The sequence below is a fragment of the Psychrobacter okhotskensis genome (assembly GCF_013248965.1).
GTDB lineage: Bacteria > Pseudomonadota > Gammaproteobacteria > Pseudomonadales > Moraxellaceae > Psychrobacter > Psychrobacter okhotskensis.
The window spans coordinates 30,966-50,801 of sequence record NZ_JABRVQ010000021.1 but is presented as its reverse complement, the minus strand read 5'-3'; the positions used below and the strand labels follow the sequence as shown (position 1 = coordinate 50,801).

Sequence of the window (19,836 nt, the reverse complement as noted above, 5' to 3'; positions counted from 1 at the left end):
AATCCGTGTTGTGATATTTACTCAACTGCTTAGAGTCTGTTTACTATTCTTCTAATCGATTTGCAGTTAATATCAAGTTTATCTAATCAATGATACCCTATTATGTCACTAGCATTTTTAATCATTGTGTATTCAATAAATATATCCAATCTTTATAAGCTATCGAAAATATGTTGAGAGAATAGCTCACAGTATTAGTGCCAGTCATAGTTGAATTCAAATTATTACGATACAAGGAAGCTGGGTGTAAGCGATACATGAGCACGCTTAGCGAGGATAACGGTGTGGCGGATTTATATGGATTTGACTATAGCTTAATTTGCATTGACGAAACGCTTATCAATATAGCGTTTAAGATACCAAACCCAGCGACCTTGCAAACTCACACTGCCCCAACTGGCAATGGCATACTTATCGCCACAAGATAATAAATACAAAGTACGATTTTTGGGCTGATAGCTTTGTAAGGGTTTATTTTGATCTACCATAAAAGTTAACAAATTATCTGCTGCGACTGCACCGCCATGTACGGCATGAACCCCTGAGTGCGCGACATCTTTATCCACGCGCGTTGCCACATCACCGACGGCGAATACATTATTATGAGAGACACTTTGCTGCAGCGCGTTTACTGCGATAAAGCCGTTGTCAACTGTGGCAATATCCGTACTGGCTGTACTGGCTGTCCACGCTGCACCAGTCACGCCAGTGGCAGCGATAACCGCATCCATTAAAAAGGATTGCTGCAATGACGCTCTCTCAGTAATCAATGTCCCATTCTGATAGGCGATGGCGCGCTCGTAGATAACTTCAATACCCAGACGATTAAGCTGCTTGATAACACGATGTCTAAACTTTTGATTAAAACCAGCCAATAGCACATCACCGCAGATTAAAAACACTTGATGATTCGGGTGAATACGCTGCAAGGCGACTTGGGCAGCCATAACCAGCTCGATTGCCGCTGCGCCAGCCCCGATAATAGCCAATTGATAATGTGCTGAGCGCTGAGCGGTAGCAAGCACTTGCGACCACTGATTCACAAAGCTATGTAACGGACGAATCGCAATGACACTATTAGTGTCAGCATTATTAGTGTCAGCATTATTTAACCAGTGCATATCCGTATCCGCGCCAGTGTTTAACGACACTACCTCATAGCTATGATCATAGTCGTCAGCGGTCATGACTCGCTGTGATTTGGCGTCTATCTTTACGATTGGCTGCTGAATGAAATGCACGCCAGCCTGCTTGCATTGTGCCGCAATATCTATACGGATATCATCTAGTATATAGTGCCCCGCCATCCAGCCAGGCAACATACCTGAATAGATCGACTGCGGTTGCTCGCTGATTAATGTGATATCCGCATTTATTAGAGGCGTCCCACGGAGTCGACGCAACAGACCAATATGCGCATGACCAGCACCTACCAAGAGCAACTTTTTTAAGGGCATTATTTTTATAGGTATATTTTTTATGGGCATTTTATCGCTCAATGTTTTTGATACTTTTAAATAGTTTTGACTGGTTTACTAGGGTGTACCAACGCTGGAAACTTAGGAAAGATAAAAACGCTATCGAAATTAAAACATAAGTTAAAAGCATTTAAAGCAAGACTATTGTACGATAACGACGCCGCAGTAAATAATATTGACCTGATAAGGCTTTATGATTAAATTGATGGTAGCAATCATTCATCCCAATTATAAAACCTGACTGGCTGCTTAATTTGTAAATAAGTCATATTGACCATGCATTTAGCACCCATCGCTCAATGCTTAAAAAATTTAGAAACAGTCTGTTTTCATTCTCTAACCATGCAAGGATTCTACGCTTATGAGTACCTCTGACCAGATCACCTCTTCTGACAATACCCACTATCTGAATCATACATTTTTTGAGCCGCGTGATAGTGATAAAAAAATTAAGGCCACTTTACTAATCGTCCACGGCATGTCAGAACACAGCGGTCGCTATGCAGACTTTGCTCAGTTTTTGGCTGATAATGGTATTGCAGTAGCAACCTACGATCAGCTCGGTCATGGTCAAACGGTAAAAACAAAGGCTGATTTGGGATTTTTTGGCAGTGAGCATCCAGTGCAGTCTTTATTACAAGACGTCATCGTTATGGCTGATAGCCTAAAATCGCGTCATCCCCATGTGCCGCACTTTGTTATGGGTCACTCTATGGGCTCGTTTATCGTCCGTAATGTACTCAAACATCACGCCCAAGACTTTGCTGGGGCCATCTTAATGGGCACTGCAGACGCCAACCCATTGACCAAAGTACTATTACCTATTAATAAACTATTGGCCAAAGCGGCACCAAAAAAACCAAATACTGTATTTGCTAAAGTAATGAACAAAGTACTGAATAGCAAACTTGATAACCGTATTTCTGACTCGCAGTTTGCGTGGATCAGTGAAAATCCCGCCAATATCGCCGCTTATGAAGCCGATCCACTCACCGGTTTTGACTTTACTAACAATGGTTTTATGACGCTATTCACCTTGATGACAACAGGTCTCCATAAAGGCTGGGCTGCGACGATTGCAAAAGACTTTCCCCTGTTCTTTGTCAGTGGCAAAAGTGATCCCATCGGTGATATGGGCAGCGGCATTCGCAACATTGTCAGTCGCCTAAAGAAACAAAACTTCAATAATGTGGAAGTAAAGCTCTACCCAAACATGCGCCATGAGCCCCTTCACGAGCAGGCGAACAAGGTGGTCTATCACGATATCTTAGAATGGATAGAGCGCAATAGCTCATCGTTCTAAATGGCATTACTTATTATCAATACAGACCTTTGCGCCCAACTTATTTGCTAAAAGTCGTCAAATTAGCGACAATGTGGCAGGCAATATTTTTAGTCGATTTTTGACGCTATCTTTAACTATAAGATTCATTTATTTACTTTTCATTCATCTTAGGAATTTTTATCCATGTCATTACAACAAACCATCGAACAAGCCTTTGAAAACCGCAACGAATACAGCCCATCTACTATGCCACAAGATGTGCGTGATGCTATCGAGCAAGTGCTTGAGCAGTTAGATAACGGTACACTGCGAGTTGCAGAAAAAAAGGATGGCGAGTGGGTCGTCAATCAGTGGGCAAAAAAAGCCGTCTTACTATCGTTCCGCTTAAACGATAATTACGTGCAAGCCGCTGGTGAGCACATACAGTTTTATGACAAGGTGCCAACTAAGTTTGCCAACTGGACCGAAGCACAGTTCAAAGAAGCTGGCGTACGCGTAGTGCCACCAGCCGTGGCCCGTAAAGGCTCATACATCGCAGCCGGTGCGGTATTGATGCCGTCGTATGTTAATATTGGCGCGTATGTCGATCAAGGCGCGATGGTAGATACGTGGGCGACCGTAGGTTCATGTGCTCAAATCGGCAAAAACGTGCATCTGTCAGGTGGTGTTGGTATCGGCGGTGTATTAGAGCCATTACAAGCCAATCCAACGATTATTGAGGACAACTGCTTTATCGGTGCGCGTTCTGAAATCGTTGAAGGCGTTATTGTTGAAGAAGGCTCAGTCATCTCGATGGGTGTATTTATCGGTCAGTCAACGCGTATTTATGATCGCGAAACGGGCGAGATTCATCGTGGCCGTGTACCAGCAGGCTCAGTTGTCGTACCAGGTAGCCTACCATCAGAAGATGGCACACACAGCTTATATGCAGCTATCATCGTCAAAAAAGTCGATGCACAAACCCGTGCTAAAACATCAGTAAATGAGTTATTACGTTTAGCCTAAATATGTACAGCGTATAATCATTTAGCACGTACAATCATTTAGCACGTACAATCATTGTTTTACATAAAGATGCTGGAGTCATCCTCCAGCATCTTTTTTGCAGCTTAATATAGGCTGTTGCGTTATAATCCATTTTTTTGGTTTGGCTTTATCCAAACGCAAAACTCCCATACCAGAACCTGCCTTTTTATTACGATTGATAAATGCTTAATCTCATTATCAATCTTTAACTGTATTTGACATATTATGAGTGAATCACTATTACGCACCGCCGCCATTCCTGTCACTGATCCTGAAGCGGGTCTACGTTTGACAGAAATCTTTTATTCTTTGCAAGGTGAAGCACTGACCTCAGGCTTGCCGACGATATTCGTACGCTTGACCGGCTGCCCGCTGCGCTGTGTTTATTGTGATACCGAATATGCCTTTACGGGCGGCGAACGTCAGTCGCTAGAAGCCATTATAGAGACCATCAAAAGCTATCCTTGCAAGCGTATTTGTCTGACGGGTGGCGAACCATTAGCACAGCCGAATGCCATTGAACTGATGAAGCGCTTACTGAGTGATGATTATGAAATCTCGCTTGAAACTGCAGGCGCGCTCACGGTAGAAAACGTACCGCCAGCAGTCAGTAAAGTGATGGATCTCAAAACGCCAAGCTCAGGCGAAGTCGATAAAAACCTATGGTCAAATCTGGACTATCTGACTCAGCATGATCAGCTTAAGTTCGTCATCATGAACCATGCCGATTATGAGTGGGCAAAAGCCATGTTGATCGAGCATAAGCTAAATGAATTGGTCAGCACCGTTTGGTTTTCTCCGATGTTTAATGTCGCAGACGATATTGACGAAGAGGCCAGCCCCGATGTGCCAGTATTGGCGCGCGAGTTGGCTGAATGGATATTGGCCGATGCCCTGCCCGTGCGCTTTCAATTACAACTGCACAAAATCATCTGGGCAGATGCCAAAGGCAAATAGAAAAGCACATAAAAAAGCAGGTAAAAACCGCTAAACGAACCGACATATAGCCGACGGTAAGGATTCAGGGATGGTCAAACTCATTTTACTCGGCTTGTTGGCGGGTGCGTTCTTTAGTTCCACTTTTATTTTAAACGAGCTGATGAGTGATGCAGGTGGTCACTGGTTTTGGTCAGCCAGTCTCCGCTATGTCTTTATGTGGCTGATTATCACCGCTATTATCGTTATGCAGCATGGTTTTAGTCGTATCAAAGAATTGGCGATTATCTTTCGTCAGCATTGGCGTTTTTGGTGTATCACTGGCAGTATTGGTTTTGGTATCTTTTACACGGGCATCTGTTATGCCGGTGATCATGTCGCCGGTTGGGTGGTGGCGGCGACATTTATGTTTACCGTGGTGACTAGCCTCCTCGTCCTACTGGCATTTGGGCAACGCTTTGACAAAAAATTCATTTTTTACGCCATGCTGGTATTCATCGGAGTGATACTGGTCAATGTCAGCGAAGGTCTGCGCGCTGCTGCGCTCGGAGGTATAAATGCCACCCCAATGGCAGAGATGCTACTGTATGGTGCGCTGCCTGCACTGATAGCCGCTTTTAGCTATCCAATCGGCAATCAGTTGGTCTGGCAGGTGTCTCACAACGCTCGCAAGCATAGCGCTGCGCAGCGCAAGGTCAGAGAAAACAGCCTTCTGCAAAGTACTATTGACACTCACAACCAACCACTCGTCACAGAAGCCTACGCTTTACCTGTCGATAGCACTCACTCAGCGGATGCTGATAGTTCTAGTATCAAAACCGACACTGATATTGACCCTGAAAAGCTAAAAGCCAAAACGGCGGCTGAAACGCACTCACCCTTACAAACCTTGATTGCTCGTATCCCCGCTATCGAAACGGTGCTGCTGCAAAATGCCTTTAATAAAGTATGGCTAATGACTCTAGGTAGTTTGCCATTTTGGCTGGTTTTAGGCATTATAGTGCGTCCTGAGTTACCCGAAAGCACACAGCTGTTCAATACTTTGCTCGTGGCTCTGTTAGCAGGGGTAGCAGCAACCAGTATTTTTTTATATGCGCGCGAACAAGCCGTCACCTCCAGTGAAGTGGCGGGCGTTGATTCTACCCAAGCCAGCGAGGTGATATTTGCCTTGATTGGCGGTATATTGTTGCTCAATAATGAGATACCTTCGGCACTGGGGTTGGTAGGTATTGGATTGATTATGTTGGGATTGGTACTATTTGCCAAAGATGGATGAGACCGAAATAACGCTATGATGAATAATTTTATTTTTCCTGATATTCTGCTGTATTTGCTCGATATGGTTGGCGTGATTGCTTGTGCTATCGCCGGTACTTTGCTCGCTCAGCATAAAGGCTTTGATATTGCTGGCTGTATCTTAGTTTCAATGGTCAATGCCATTGGCGGTGGTACGCTACGTGATATGGCGCTAGATCGCCATCCGCTATTTTGGATGTCCGATCTCAACTATGTGATTGTCATCACTATCACCTCCCTTGTCCTGCAAATCTTTTTTCATCTCTATCATAAGATTGATAACGCCCTCAAACTCTTCGATGCCATTGGGCTAGCAGCCTTTAGTGTCATCGGTTTTAAGATAGCATTGACCCAAGGTATGTCACCAGTGATTGCCATTATGATGGGCGTTTGGACAGCCATTATTGGCGGTATGCTGCGTGATATTATTTGTAATGAGATACCGTTGGTGCTGCAGCGCGAGATTTATATCTCTGCCAGTATCGCAGGCTCGGTCACTTATCTGCTGCTTGACAGTTTGGGCATGGATGCTGGATTAAATGAATTCGTGATGCTAGGCGTTATCTTTGCGGTGCGTATGTTAGCGCTGCGCTTTGATTGGCATCTTCCTTCTATTCGCTTGGTTAAATAAGACCAGTTTATAGGGTTTAAAAAGTAAGCGCTGTTGTATTGGGGTCTGTTGAACATTCAAATGTGGCACTGGCAGTGGCTATTTTTTAGACAATACGCAGTGAAATTTTTGAGGCCTAGTCATTCTAGGTTAGATAATTTCGCCATGTATTGGCAAAAAATAGCCCTGCCCTGAAAGTCTGGTACTAAAATCACCCCAAACGTTGTTGTAAACCTAGCTAAGGTCTCGACATTATCGTCGGTTTACGCCTGATTTGATAAAAGGTTTGGGACGATTTTAGCAATCAGCAGTCCTAATATTTGAATGTTCAACAGACCCTGATTTACAATGATTATATAATTATCATAAAAACTTACTGAGACTCGCTCATGTTGACTATCGCATTGGATCCTACGGAACTGATCACGACGTTCGACCCGCGTTCTTTGCTCTACTTGTTTGACATGATTGGCATTGTGGCCTGTAGTATTTCAGGGACGATACTGGCAAAACATAAAAAGTTCGACGTCTTTGGCTGTTTATTGGTGTCGATCGTCACTGCTATCGGCGGCGGCACCGTCCGTGATGTGATTTTGGATCGTCATCCGCTGTTTTGGATGGTAGATATGAGCTATCTGACCGTTATTACCTTCTGCTCATTAGCGACGCAAATATTTTTTCATCCCAACTCAAGGCGCGTCGATAGATTCCTCAAGCTCTCCGATACCATCGGTCTGTCTGCCTTTACCCTAATTGGTATCAAGGTTGCTGATAGCATGGGCACCAATGTACCCGTGGCATTATTACTTGGGGTGATTACGATTATTGTCGGCGGTATCATCCGCGATATGATCTGCAACGAGATTCCGCTGGTATTGCAGCAAGAGATTTATATCACGGCGGCTTTAACGGGCGGCATTCTCTACTTTGCCCTGCACAACCTAGGCGTGACTGATTGGGTTGCTGACATCTCTGCCATGATGACGATTTTTACGATAAGAATGCTCGCCATTCGCTACGATTGGCAGTTTCCTGCTCTTGAATGGAAATACTAAACCCTAGGGCGTGTCTTCAATTCACTCGATAGTCATCTAAATGGGCTAAAAATGGGTAAATATCGTCAAATAGCTTGTTAATATCCCGATATTATCTACGCTATTTTTCTTGTTTGACGGCAATTTATCTCATTTTTATCGCCATTTCTGAAATGAAGACACGCCCTAGAATGCAAATATTAAAAAAGCGTCAACTTTAAACTCAGTTGACGCCTTATTATTGTCTATTCGTAGTCTTATAATAAAGCAATATGCTTATTCACTGACCACAGCTAAATCCCTTACCATCAGCTGTAAGCTTTGTTTGCCGTTCCACTCGTTGATGTCTAGCTGAAACAATACGTGCACTTTTTCGGCACGATAATCCCATACCTCGCTATCGAAGTTAAAATAAATCGCTTCAATCGGATACTGCACATCAGGATAACGCAGTGATAATTTGAGGTGCTTGTCCTTTAGTATCTTAAAGCTCAATACTTCGAACACCCCATCAAATATCGGCGGTGCAAAGCCATGACCCCAAATACTGGCATTGGCCAAATGCTCAGCAAACCATAAGCTAAAGTCGCCTGCTTGCAAGGGGCCATCGGTGAATTTTTGCTCGGCAAAAACCTCATCCTCCATCTCTGCCATAACAGCATCGAAAGCCGTCACGAAGGCGTCAAAGTTGCGACGCTTCAAGGTTAGCCCAGCAGCCATCGCATGACCACCGAAATGGCTGATTAGATCAGGATAGCGTTCAGCAACTTGCTCAATCGCATCACGAATATGCACGCCAGCGATAGACCGCGCCGAACCTTTAATGGCATCGTCGTCACCTGTACGCTCTGTATCTGCTGGTGCAAAAACGATACTGGGCAAATAATGACTTTCTTTCAAACGTCCAGCGACGATACCGATAACGCCTTGATGCCAGTCATCTTGATATAAAACAATGCTGCGGGTTTGATTATTCACAGTCTCTTTATCAGTTTTAGACTGAATAAGGATTTCATCGCTCTCGTCAGTAGCAGTATTCTCATCGTTTTCATTTGCAACAGTAGCTAATGCTTGCACAATATTATCTGCTTGCGCGCGCATCTCGCCTTCTACGTGACGACGGGTACGGTTTAGCTGCTCAAGCTCTTGCGCCAAGCGCTGCGCCGTACTCCAGTCTTCGGTCAATAAACACTCGATACCAATGCGCATATTGTCCATACGTCCGGCAGCATTGATACGAGGTCCTAACACAAAACCAAAATCTTGCGCCTGCATTTTTTTGGGATCACGGCCCGCTTGCTCAAGCAATGCCAAGATACCCAGACAGCAGCGCCCTTGGCGGATAGCCGTCAGTCCATGATGCACCAAGATGCGATTGTTCTTATCAAGCACTCCAACGTCCGCAATCGTTCCGAGCGCCACCAAATCCAAATATTGGCTGACTTGCACGGTAGATTTATTGGCTTCACGGCGCAGCTTGGCTAAACGTCCGAGCACATAAAAAGCCACACCGACCCCTACGAGCGCTTTACTAGTAAAACTGCAATCGAGTTGATTGGGATTGACCACCGCTTCTGCAGGTGGTGTCTCTTTGGTCGTCAGATGATGATCCGTAATGATGACAGTGATGCCGTCGGCCTGCGCACGCGCCACGCCTTCATGACTTGAGATACCATTATCTACTGTGACGATCAACTCTGGCTGATACGTCTTAATGCCTAATTCGACAATTTCTGGCGTCAAACCATAGCCGTACTTAAAGCGATCAGGTACTAAAAAATCGACGACTGCACCCATTTTCGTGAGTGCACGCATCATCAGCGCGGTACTGGTCGCGCCATCACAATCAAAATCACCAACGATTAGGATACGCTGACCCCTATCAATAGCGACATCTAATAGCCGCACCGCCTCAGTGACACCGTGCAACATCTCAGCGGGCAGAAGACCAGAAAGCCCAGTCTCAAGCTCATCAGGCTGGGTAATACCGCGAGCGGCATACAAGCGAGCGAGCGTTAATGATTGGGCGGCAAGTGGTTGCAACGCGGTGGGCAGCTCGTCAGTGCGAGTGCTGGTATAACGGGGGGTTAAATTTAGCATGGTGCTATTCTACTGGCTTTGGCAGAGGGTCACAATGATAAAATTTAGCGGCTTGGTTTATCATTTTTTATTGCATTACATTGCAATAAATCATACTCTACTGCCTGCATAAACCAAGTTATCCATGCTTACCTGTCTAGCGCACATAACTGCGCATTTACAAAAACGGTGCATAGTGACCGTATTTTTCTGCATTTTGCTACAAAGCAATGATTGTATGCCGCTTATAAATCCATAAAATAGTAACCAACTGAGAGACTTGTTATCTATTGAGACTTTTAATCTGATTTTTTTATTTTAACTATTTATAAGGATGCGTTATGAAAACCACACCACTGGCTGAAAAACTACCAAATACCATCGATCCTAGCTTAGACTTGGAAAAAGTAAAGAAAGACTGCCAAAAGCTGGTCAAAAAACGTGCCAAATATTCTGCTGGTGTCGCCATCGTTCCTGTACCCTTCTTTGATGTCGCTGTGGATGCAGGCATGCTTACTCAGCTATTGCCAGAAATCAGTGAACGCTTTGGTTTGATTGAAGGCCGTCAATCAGCAGTTGATCTAGAGTCGCGCGCGATTCACTGGGGCGCGCTGAAAGATCGTACTGTCGATTTTGCAGGCTTAATGGCGACACGCGGTATCGTCAAAAAGACGGTACAAGGTTTCGGTGGTCGTATCGCTGCCAAGCAAGTGACGAAGTTCATCCCGCTGGGTGGTCAAATGGTTGCAGCCACCATGGGCTATATGATTTTCAAAAAAATCGCCAATGACCATATCAATGAGTGCTACAAGCTTGCAAAAGACATTCAGCAAAAGCAACACGGTAAGAATGTCTAACGCTATTAAACAATAGAAAATAGCTTTATAAAATAAACCCGCTAAGACTTATTGCCTTAGCGGGTTTTTTGTATTTGTTGATACTGTTATAAATGCATTCGGTATTTTTTCACTTTAAACGACGATATCCCTAATCTTGTTCCGCTATGTTGATTATCACACTGGCATTCTCAAAACCGCGCTCGATATGTACCTGCCCCGACCAATTGTCTGACAAGCTCATTACCTCGCCAAATACAATTTGCGATTGTTGATCCATTTTTAATAATTCTCTAAGTGGCTTATGCTGAGACGTCACTGGAATCAAGGTTTGCAAAATATCTGCTAAAACTGGCAAGTTGTGTCCTGCACTCGGCTGAATGCTAAAGCGCACACTTTTGGTATCGCAGCCACCCAGTTCGGCGGACACTTGCATATTATTTATATGCAGTTTTTCTTCGACCAGCTGGGTATAGTCATGAATATCAATGGTAGCAATGCGCTTCACACTAGGTGCATTGGCAAATATCCGCTTATCCGTTTCTTCTGACAATTGGCAGTTGTCCCGATAATACGTGCTTATTGGAACGCCTTTTATCCAATTAATATCGAAACTTATCGTTGGCTCTATCAGCTCACCATTGTCATAAGCCTCAGGATGTGAGCGATAGTTAGGCACAGCTGCATAATGTATGCGATTGCCCTTCACCTCGTACTCGACGATATGTTCACTAAACGGCGCGTACAGTAGCACTTCATGTTCGTTAATAACGCGATTATTCTTATCTAAGAGCAGATAATGCACCGCACTGTTGGTCGTTGCACTGCCACCCAAAGGGCCGGAAGACTCAATTTCTACTACTACATCCTCAACCCCATCGCGGTTAAAATCTTGCGTCATCAAAGACAATAAGCGCAGACTATAATCCATGCTTTGCTCAGTGCCATCGGCATCGTCATACTTATCGGAGCAATCATACTCAAGGTCAAGACTTGCCTTAGTTGCCTTATTTACCTCAGGATTTGGTTGTGGGGACGAGCAATGCTGCTCTACTAAGTCCACAATCAATGAATCCGGCAATACCACATCAGCGGCATGAGTAAACGAAACCGCACTTATAGAGAGCATATATAATACAGATAGGCGTAATAACATAGGATTACCCGTAGCAGCCAATTATTGTTAATCATACCCAAAACTTCAGGACAAGATATAGTAATGAACGGTTATTTAAAAATAAAACCTATCCAGATTAGCTATTTAAACCATTTATTATTTTAAAGAATTGGTGAATATTTATAAAAACCACGCAAGTCAGAGGTAAGGTGAGGTTTAAGATAATGGTTGATGGTGTCATTGATAAGTTTTGCTGATAATATACGACCTGCTTGGACAAAACACGTTTCGCCTAGCGATTATCCCTTGCTACCAATGTCAGTTTTATCAAACAGACACTTTAAAATCAATCAAGACCTTAAAGGACTAACCCATGAAAAAAATCTTAATTTCAACGGCTATGCTTGCTACCTTCGCCCTAGCGGGTTGCACAACGACTGACGGTATGAATACTAATGCTGGCAATGCGATTGGTACAGCAAATAATATCGGTATGAACGTATTTAAAGCAGCAGTTGATAATCAGTGCCGTAGTCAGATCGAAAAACAAAGTGCCTGGCGCATTGCCAGTGTAGCCATGACTGAAACACAAGAAGAAGCGATAAAAAGCAATGTCTGTGGCTGTGTCAGTGAGCAAGCACCGCAGCAAGTGACCCTTGTTGAATTGGGTAATGCAGCGATAGACACCCAATACCGCACACAGTTGGTGACCAGAGTCGTCGCCAAATCTCTACAAACCTGTTATGCAAATTTCACCAAATAAATTAAAACGCTTTGTATTTTTGGAGCTAACATAAGCTGGGTTAGCGATTGCTTAACTCAGCTTATTTATATAGATTATTAAAATATAGCCAGCCTTATATAAATCGGATAAGTTGTCAAAATCAGTCGACTATTAGCAGTACTTTTAGCTGAATTGCTGTTATCCTAGTTATTTTAAGCTGACTTTAAATGGTCATTACTTTTAACAGATATCAAGGATGATAGATGAAAAGACGTGCGTTTATAAAACTAGGTAGTCAAGTAACGGTGGCGGGTACTTTGTTGACCCAGCTAAGTGCTTGCTCATCAGACGATGACTCCACCAACTCGAATACCTTAGATAAAGTAGACGACTTGGGCTATCAAGGCGCATCACCCTTTGTACATGGCATCGCCAGCGGTGACCCTTTACAAGATAGAGTAATACTCTGGACGCGCATCACCAATGACGGTAGCATCAATGCTACCAGTATTCCTGTCAGCTATACGGTGGCTACCGATCCTGAGCTAAAAAACATCGTCACTCAAGGCCGAGCGTTGGCTACTTCAGAGTCTGATTTTACCGTCAAAGTCGATGCCAAGTCCCTAAAATCCGACACCACCTACTATTATATTTTTGAAGCCTTAGGCTACCTCTCTCCTACTGGTCGCACACGCACTATTCCACAGCCAGACTTGCCTGCGAGCGCAATAGACCGCGTGCGCTTGGCAGTGGTATCCTGCTCCAATTATGGCTTTGGCTACTTTAATGGCTATGCAGATATCGCTAAGCAAGCAGATATATCAGCTGTCCTGCATTTGGGTGATTATATTTACGAGTATCCAGAAGGCTTTTATCGTGACCAGTCACTGATCGAAGAGCGTCCGATAGAGCCCAAAAACGAAATTATTAGCTTAGAAGATTATCGTCGTCGCTATGCCTGCTATCGTACTGATATTGACTTGCAAGAATGCCACCGTCAACACCCCTTTATCGCCGTTTGGGACGATCATGAGATTGCAGACAACTCATGGAAAGGTGGTGCTGGATTCCATACTGAAAGCAAAGGCAGCTATATAGAACGTAAAATGTCAGCGGTTCGCGCCTATCACGAGTGGATGCCCATTCGTGACGATAGCAGCAATGAACTGGATAGCCAGCTGAGGATTTATCGACGCTTTGAGTTTGGTAAGTTGTTTGATCTAAATATGCTAGACACGCGTATATTTGGTCGAGAAAAGCTCGATGCGAAAGCCAGCAATGAGCCTGAACGTCAACTGTTGGGACTTGAGCAAGAAAACTGGCTCTATCTAAATATGAAAGAAGGCAAACGCCGCAAAGCGACATGGCAGATACTGGGACAACAAGTCATTCTAGCGCCCTTTAGAGGCACTTTTGCGACCAACTCTGGCGATATCTGGAATGGCTATGCGAGCGCACGTACTCGCTTGCTCGACTTTATCGAAGACAATCGTATCGACAATACCGTCGTATTAACTGGCGATTATCACGCCTCTTTTGCCTTTGATATATGCAAAGATCCGTTTGATGCAAGCCGTTATAATCCAACGACAGGCGAGGGCTCAATAGCGGTAGAGTTCGTCTGTCCGGCGCTGACCTCGTTACCTTTCCCTGAGACAGCAGGCATTGAGCTAAATCCACATCAGAAGTTCAACAATCAGACCGATCGTGGCTATATGCTACTCGATATCACTGAAGAGGCTTGTCAGTGTGAATGGTACTATACCGACACGCTGACTGAGCGTGATGACGGTACGCGCTTTGCCAAAGGGCTGTATACCCAGACGAAGACCAATCATTTGGTTGAGGGCAGTCAATCTCGTCCTATCGCCAATGTCGCGGCTTTAGCTGCTGCAAATAAAGCCGTCGGAGTGAAAATATAAGTATCGTTAAGTACTACAGATATTTAAAGCGTTAAAGTAATGTTCGTTGAGAATACAAAATAATAAAAAGGGTGCGTTATAAATAACGCACCCTTTTTGTTGCTGAGTCTTTGTATCGTTCACTCCTCTCAGCGTATTAGCTTGGCTTAGAACTTGTTTTTATCAACTGGACTCTGTGACAGCGCTGCTGTAAAGGGCAGTATTTTGCTGCGACTAAAATACTTAGAAGAGCCATCGATAATCTTGTCTACTTCTTTGATCAAATCATTAATAACGTCATCATAAACACCATGATATAGCTCAGTTTCGAATGCCGTAAAGGGGTGCTTACGTGATGCCGAGCTAACCTCTGTCACGCCTTGCTTACTATAAAAAATATCGACTCGACCATCACTGTTGAGTACACAATTTAATAATCCGCCCTCTAGCTCCATCTCTACTCGCTCAGGCATAAAAATATAATCGTCTACATTGATGAGTTCTTTTTCTACTTCTCTTTTAAAAAATGATTTGATATCAAACATGGATATATCCCTGACCTTAAAATTATAATATACGTTAGCACGCCTGATTTTATCGCCACTGTCCAGCATGTAATCTGCTGCTTGTTCGTTCGTGCTTTATGAGTCAATACTATAAGATGACGTGATATTTTTTAAGACAGGATATGTAAAACTGCGTTTGATGTTGGTAAAAATGAAATATTAGCTCTGGCTCCTCTATCCTATTGCAATAAAAAAGGGAGGCTGTACGTTAGGCAACTCCCCTTTTCTAATTATGAAACTATTCTATCTGGCTTAATCACACCCAACCCTTTTGACGAAACGACTTTAGTACTTTAATGAAGACAGCCATCTCATCAGGCGTGCCAAGCGTTAGCCGACTGAAACCCTCAATCGGTGGGAACTCGCGACCGACCACAATGCCATACTCGCGCATTCTGTCCATATAAATCTTCACCTCACCGTTGACCTCATGAAAAATAAAGTTAGCTTGTGAGGGCAGATAGCTCAGCCCCAACTCATCTAAAGTCGCTTCAACCATCTGCCGTGATTGATTGGTATTGTGCAAACTGCGGGCTAAAAAACCCTCATCGTCGAGGGTTGCTAGCACGGCAACGGCACCTGAAAGGTTGGTATTATCGATAGAAGTAAAGGCCTCGATAGCCGCAATCATAGATGGATTGGCAATGGCATAACCGACGCGCATGCCAGCCAGAGCACATAGCTTCGAAAAGGTACGAACGACAATTAGATTGGCTGTTAGCTGCTGCTTTACCCACTCGACGCCACTCTCAAAGCTTTGGTCGTTGACGTACTCTGAGTAGGCTTCGTCTAATAAGAAATAGTGGTTTGCAGGAGCGTTTGCTACCCAATGTTTAAAAGGCGCGGTTGAGGTAATGGTGGCAGTTGGATTGTTAGGGTTGCAAAGATAAAACAGGCTGATGCCATCAAAATCGTCGGCAGCTTTTTGCAAACCTTGAAAGTCAAAATCGTAGCTTTCGGGCTTCAACGGTACTTTGATGACGGGCACGTCAAGCGAGCTGGCATACAACTCAGCGTAAGCAAAAGTAGGATCAGGCACAATCACTTGGAAGCGCTTGCCGGTCTTAAATGCAAGATTTAATAGCATCTGCACCACGGTTCGGATGTTTTCGCTAGAGCCGTTGCCAAGTGACACTTCGCTTTCGATCACGCCATTTATCTTGGCAATTCGACTAATAAGCGCAGCGCGTTGATCATCTGGATAACGAAAACCGATGCGCAAAGAGTCGAGGATAGCTTGTTTGGCAGAGTCTGCCATGCCCAGTGAGTTTTCGTTAGAGTTCAGCTCTAATAATTGCTTGGTAAGCACTATAGTAATACGCCTAATTTATATCAACACCAAAATTACGATGTGCAGTATCAAACTTACTGCTCTACTATTTTGCATTGGTATGTCAGATGAATGGTAAGCTTTATACCGATAAGTATTAATATGGTAAGGCGCATTCAAGGTGAATACAAGTGCCCTACGCGCATCTTGTACGCCATGCATTAGACCCAGCCTTTTTCACGGAACAGCTTTAATACTTTAATAAATGCTGCCATCTCATCAGGCGTGCCAAGCGTTAGGCGGTTGAATCCGGTAACAGGGGGAAATTCACGCCCAACCTTTATGCCATTGTCTCGCATTCTATCGATGTATGTTTTTAAGTCACCCTTTATTTCATGAAAAATAAAATTGGTCTGTGAGGGTAAATAACGCAATCCCAGATCGTCTAACACGGTCTCAATCATCCGGCGCGATTGATTGGTATTGCGCAAGCTGAGTGCTAAAAATTCTGCATCATTTAACGTCGTAATGGCGGCGACCGCACCCGACAAGTTGGTATTGTCCATAGACATAAAGGCTTCGACAGTCTCAATAGCTTGCGGGTTAGAAACCGCGTAGCCCACTCGCATACCAGCTAAAGCACATAACTTTGAAAAAGTATGGATAACAATAAGATTGTCTGATAGCCCTTGTTTCACCCACTCAATCCCACTCTCAAAGCTTGGGTCTGACACATACTCCAAGTAAGCTTGATCTAATAAAAAGTAATGGTTATCTGGTGCATTACTTACCCAGGTTTTAAGCCTTGAAGTTGATGTAATGATGCCAGTTGGATTATTTGGATTGCAAATATAGAGCAGACTAATACCATCAAAATCGTCAGCTACTTTTTGTAATTCATCAAAATCATAATCATAGTTTTCAGTGGTTAACGGTATCTTGACCACAGGCACGCCAATGGAATTTGCATACATCTCTGCACAATCAAACGTTGGCACAGGAATCACCATTTGAAACTGCTTGCCCTCTTTTAGTGCTTTGTTTTGCAGCATCTGTAAGGTCGCTCGAATATTTTCAGTCGAGCCATTGCCTAAGGAGATTTGGTCTTTTGCCACACCATGGATGGTGGAAATTTTGCTAATGAGCGCCGCGCGTGGATTATCTGGATAACGAAAGCCCTCACCTAAAGACTCTATAATGGCTTGTTTGGCAGAATCTGCCATACCTAGTGAGTTTTCATTCGCATTTAATTCTAAGAATTTATTATTTTTCATGATGGATTATGTGCCTTAACGTCCGTTGTTATAAGTTCATATTGCTCATTGATATCATATTAAGTGGCATTTGGTATAAACACAAGTTTTGATATAACCAATTATTAGTTATAATTATATCGAAAAAAAAATCGAGTTTGTTTTGCTGATAAGAAAACCATAAAAAAGGTGAGCTGCACCGTTGGCAACTCACCTTTTTGTTAGATACAAACTGATATTAACGACAGTTCAAATAACCTATTAGATCAAATGCGCTTTTAACTCTAGCACTTTATCACGCGTTTTCGCGGCATCCTCAAATTTCAAGTCACGTGACATCTGCTTCATAAGCTTTTCAAGACGGTTGATTTCTTTCGCCAGCAAATCAGGACTGCGTAAAATGCTGATATCGACATCAGGCAGATTGCTCTTGATAGGAATCACTTGATTGTCATTGGCATTCTGATCGTCACCCGTATCGATTTTATCGGTGATACTACGGCGCGCACCTTTCGGTGTGATGTTATGCTCAAGGTTAAAGGCCACTTGTTTTTCACGGCGACGGTCGGTCTCGTCTATCGCCTTTTGCATACTGTTGGTAATGCGATCAGCATAAAGGATAGCCTTACCATTGATATGACGCGCAGCACGACCAATGGTCTGAATCAAGGCACGCTCAGAACGCAAGAAGCCTTCTTTGTCCGCATCAAATATTGCGACCAATGACACTTCTGGCATATCTAAACCTTCACGCAATAGGTTAATACCGACCAGTACATCATGCACGCCAGTCCGCAACTCATGAATGATTTGCATACGCTCGACAGTATCAATATCCGAATGCAGATAAGCAACTTTGACGTCGTATTCTTTTAGATAACTGGTCAAATCTTCTGACATGCGCTTGGTCAAGGTAGTTATCAGCACGCGCTCATCTTTTTCTCGACGCTTAGTAATCTCTGATAACACATCATCGACCTGCGTCAATACAGGGCGAATCTCAATCTCAGGATCAATCAAACCCGTTGGACGGACGACTTGTTCAACGACTTGCTCGCTGTGTTCAAGCTCATACAATGCAGGCGTAGCACTGACATAAATAGTCTTAGGCTTGATACGCTCCCACTCTTCAAACTTCATCGGGCGGTTGTTCATCGCGCTTGGCAGACGGAAACCATAATTGACCAAGTTTTCTTTACGTGATCTATCGCCTTTATACATTGCACCGATTTGCGAAACGGTGACGTGCGATTCATCAAGGAACAGCAGTGCGTCTTCTGGAATATAATCAAACAATGTAGGCGGTGCCTCACCCCATGGACGACCTGATAGATGCTGCGAATAGTTTTCGATACCGTTGCAATAGCCGAGCTGTTGAATCATCTCAAGATCATACTGGGTACGCTCTTTGAGACGCTGTGCTTCAATCAGCTTGTTATTTTCACGGAAATATTCTAGACGCGGCTCAAGCTCAGCGCGAATGGTATGACTGGCAGCTTCTAACTTGTTGCGCGGCGTCACATAATGCGATTTTGGATAGATAGTAATACGTGGCACGCTACGTACCGTCTTACCCGTCAAGGGATCAAACCACGTGATTTTCTCCACTTCATTGTCAAATAAATGCACACGTACCGCCAGTTGCTCAGACTCAGCAGGATAAATATCTAGCAGCTCGCCACGCAAGCGATACGTACCACGGCCAAAGTCTAACTCATTGCGCGTATATTGCATTTCAACGAGGCGTTTAATGGTAGCAGTACGATCGATTTTGTCACCGACGACGACGTGCAGCAGCATTTTTAGATAACTTTCTGGATCACCCAAACCATAAATGCACGATACTGAGGCGACGATAATCGCATCACGGCGCTCTAGGAGTGCTCGTGTCGCTGACAGGCGCATCTGATCGATGTGATCGTTAATGGCACTGTCTTTTTCGATAAAGGTATCACTTGCAGCAACATAGGCTTCCGGCTGATAATAATCGTAATAACTGACAAAATACTCAACCGCATTATTTGGAAAGAACGCTTTAAATTCGCCATAGAGCTGGGCGGCAAGGGTTTTATTGTGCGCCATAATAATGGTTGGACGTTGGCATTCAGCGATGACCTTTGCCATGGTATAAGTCTTACCAGAACCGGTCACACCGAGTAACAGCTGCTCATCCATCCCAGCATTGATACCATTAACAAGCTTGGCAATCGCTTGCGGTTGATCGCCTGCCGGCTCAAAGTCGGTGACCATCTCAAAGGCGCGGCTTGATATTTGCGTACCAGACGCATTGACACCACTGATTTCAGCTTCGCCTTGCAGCTGAGTGGCCAATTGGTTTAACTGACGCGACGAGCGCGGTTCAGGCATTCGCATAATGGCTTTCTTCTTCTTTAGGTTTATAACAATATGGGGTCTGATGAGCAGT

General features: G+C 44.0%; 16 protein-coding genes. 9 read left to right on the top strand and 7 right to left on the bottom strand.

The window, feature by feature from the left end; all coding sequences use genetic code 11:
* Nucleotides 1-314 precede the first annotated feature (314 nt).
* Nucleotides 315-1,457, bottom strand: coding sequence for an FAD-dependent oxidoreductase (locus HQR03_RS10605; RefSeq protein WP_173240149.1), 1,143 nt, complete (start codon nt 1,455-1,457; stop codon nt 315-317).
* 382 nt (nt 1,458-1,839) lie between these two features.
* On the opposite strand from HQR03_RS10605, the gene HQR03_RS10600 reads away from it, so the two are divergent.
* The 6 genes from HQR03_RS10600 (at nt 1,840) to HQR03_RS10575 (ending at nt 7,686) form a co-directional block, all read left to right on the top strand.
* The gene (locus tag HQR03_RS10600; RefSeq protein WP_173240148.1) at nt 1,840-2,781 is read left to right on the top strand and encodes an alpha/beta fold hydrolase; all 942 of its coding nucleotides are present in this window, start codon (nt 1,840-1,842) and stop codon (nt 2,779-2,781) included.
* Between the two features lie 165 nt (nt 2,782-2,946).
* Nucleotides 2,947-3,768, top strand: a complete 822-nt coding sequence (gene dapD, locus HQR03_RS10595) for a 2,3,4,5-tetrahydropyridine-2,6-dicarboxylate N-succinyltransferase (protein ID WP_025650967.1) — start codon at nt 2,947-2,949, stop codon at nt 3,766-3,768.
* Nucleotides 3,769-4,014: 246 nt separating this feature from the next.
* Nucleotides 4,015-4,746: a 7-carboxy-7-deazaguanine synthase QueE gene (queE, locus tag HQR03_RS10590; RefSeq protein ID WP_025650966.1), complete on the top strand. Its 732-nt coding sequence runs from the start codon at nt 4,015-4,017 to the stop codon at nt 4,744-4,746.
* Nucleotides 4,747-4,816: 70 nt separating this feature from the next.
* The gene (locus HQR03_RS10585; RefSeq protein ID WP_101211495.1) at nt 4,817-6,001 is read left to right on the top strand and encodes a multidrug resistance efflux transporter family protein; all 1,185 of its coding nucleotides are present in this window, start codon (nt 4,817-4,819) and stop codon (nt 5,999-6,001) included.
* Between the two features lie 15 nt (nt 6,002-6,016).
* Nucleotides 6,017-6,652, top strand: a complete 636-nt coding sequence (locus tag HQR03_RS10580; RefSeq protein ID WP_101211494.1) for a trimeric intracellular cation channel family protein — start codon at nt 6,017-6,019, stop codon at nt 6,650-6,652.
* 368 nt (nt 6,653-7,020) lie between these two features.
* Nucleotides 7,021-7,686, top strand: coding sequence for a trimeric intracellular cation channel family protein (locus tag HQR03_RS10575; RefSeq protein ID WP_173240147.1), 666 nt, complete (start codon nt 7,021-7,023; stop codon nt 7,684-7,686).
* A gap of 255 nt (nt 7,687-7,941) precedes the next feature.
* On the opposite strand, the gene recJ is transcribed toward HQR03_RS10575, so the two are convergent.
* Nucleotides 7,942-9,765 (bottom strand): single-stranded-DNA-specific exonuclease RecJ, encoded by a 1,824-nt coding sequence (gene recJ, locus HQR03_RS10570; RefSeq protein ID WP_025650962.1) that lies wholly within the window; start codon nt 9,763-9,765, stop codon nt 7,942-7,944.
* A gap of 320 nt (nt 9,766-10,085) precedes the next feature.
* On the opposite strand from recJ, the gene HQR03_RS10565 reads away from it, so the two are divergent.
* Nucleotides 10,086-10,601, top strand: a complete 516-nt coding sequence (locus HQR03_RS10565) for a hypothetical protein (RefSeq protein ID WP_025650961.1) — start codon at nt 10,086-10,088, stop codon at nt 10,599-10,601.
* Nucleotides 10,602-10,731: 130 nt separating this feature from the next.
* Here the strand turns inward: HQR03_RS10565 and HQR03_RS10560 are convergent, their stop codons facing one another.
* Nucleotides 10,732-11,736 carry a hypothetical protein gene (locus HQR03_RS10560; RefSeq protein ID WP_173240146.1) on the bottom strand — a complete coding sequence of 335 codons (1,005 nt, stop codon included), beginning with the start codon at nt 11,734-11,736 and terminating at the stop codon, nt 10,732-10,734.
* 334 nt (nt 11,737-12,070) lie between these two features.
* On the opposite strand from HQR03_RS10560, the gene HQR03_RS10555 reads away from it, so the two are divergent.
* Both HQR03_RS10555 and HQR03_RS10550 read left to right on the top strand, forming a co-directional pair.
* Nucleotides 12,071-12,460: a hypothetical protein gene (locus HQR03_RS10555; protein WP_173240145.1), complete on the top strand. Its 390-nt coding sequence runs from the start codon at nt 12,071-12,073 to the stop codon at nt 12,458-12,460.
* Between the two features lie 224 nt (nt 12,461-12,684).
* Nucleotides 12,685-14,343: an alkaline phosphatase D family protein gene (locus HQR03_RS10550; RefSeq protein WP_173240144.1), complete on the top strand. Its 1,659-nt coding sequence runs from the start codon at nt 12,685-12,687 to the stop codon at nt 14,341-14,343.
* A 146-nt stretch (nt 14,344-14,489) separates the two neighbouring features.
* Here the strand turns inward: HQR03_RS10550 and HQR03_RS10545 are convergent, their stop codons facing one another.
* From HQR03_RS10545 to uvrB, 4 genes are all read right to left on the bottom strand, one after another.
* Nucleotides 14,490-14,867 carry a hypothetical protein gene (locus HQR03_RS10545; RefSeq protein WP_173240143.1) on the bottom strand — a complete coding sequence of 126 codons (378 nt, stop codon included), beginning with the start codon at nt 14,865-14,867 and terminating at the stop codon, nt 14,490-14,492.
* Nucleotides 14,868-15,144: 277 nt separating this feature from the next.
* The gene (locus HQR03_RS10540; RefSeq protein ID WP_173240142.1) at nt 15,145-16,197 is read right to left on the bottom strand and encodes a pyridoxal phosphate-dependent aminotransferase; all 1,053 of its coding nucleotides are present in this window, start codon (nt 16,195-16,197) and stop codon (nt 15,145-15,147) included.
* Between the two features lie 182 nt (nt 16,198-16,379).
* Nucleotides 16,380-17,432 carry a pyridoxal phosphate-dependent aminotransferase gene (locus HQR03_RS10535; RefSeq protein WP_025652099.1) on the bottom strand — a complete coding sequence of 351 codons (1,053 nt, stop codon included), beginning with the start codon at nt 17,430-17,432 and terminating at the stop codon, nt 16,380-16,382.
* Nucleotides 17,433-17,672: 240 nt separating this feature from the next.
* Entirely contained in the window at nt 17,673-19,784 is a 2,112-nt protein-coding gene (gene uvrB / locus HQR03_RS10530) for an excinuclease ABC subunit UvrB (RefSeq protein WP_173240141.1), read from the bottom strand.
* Nucleotides 19,785-19,836 lie beyond the last annotated feature (52 nt).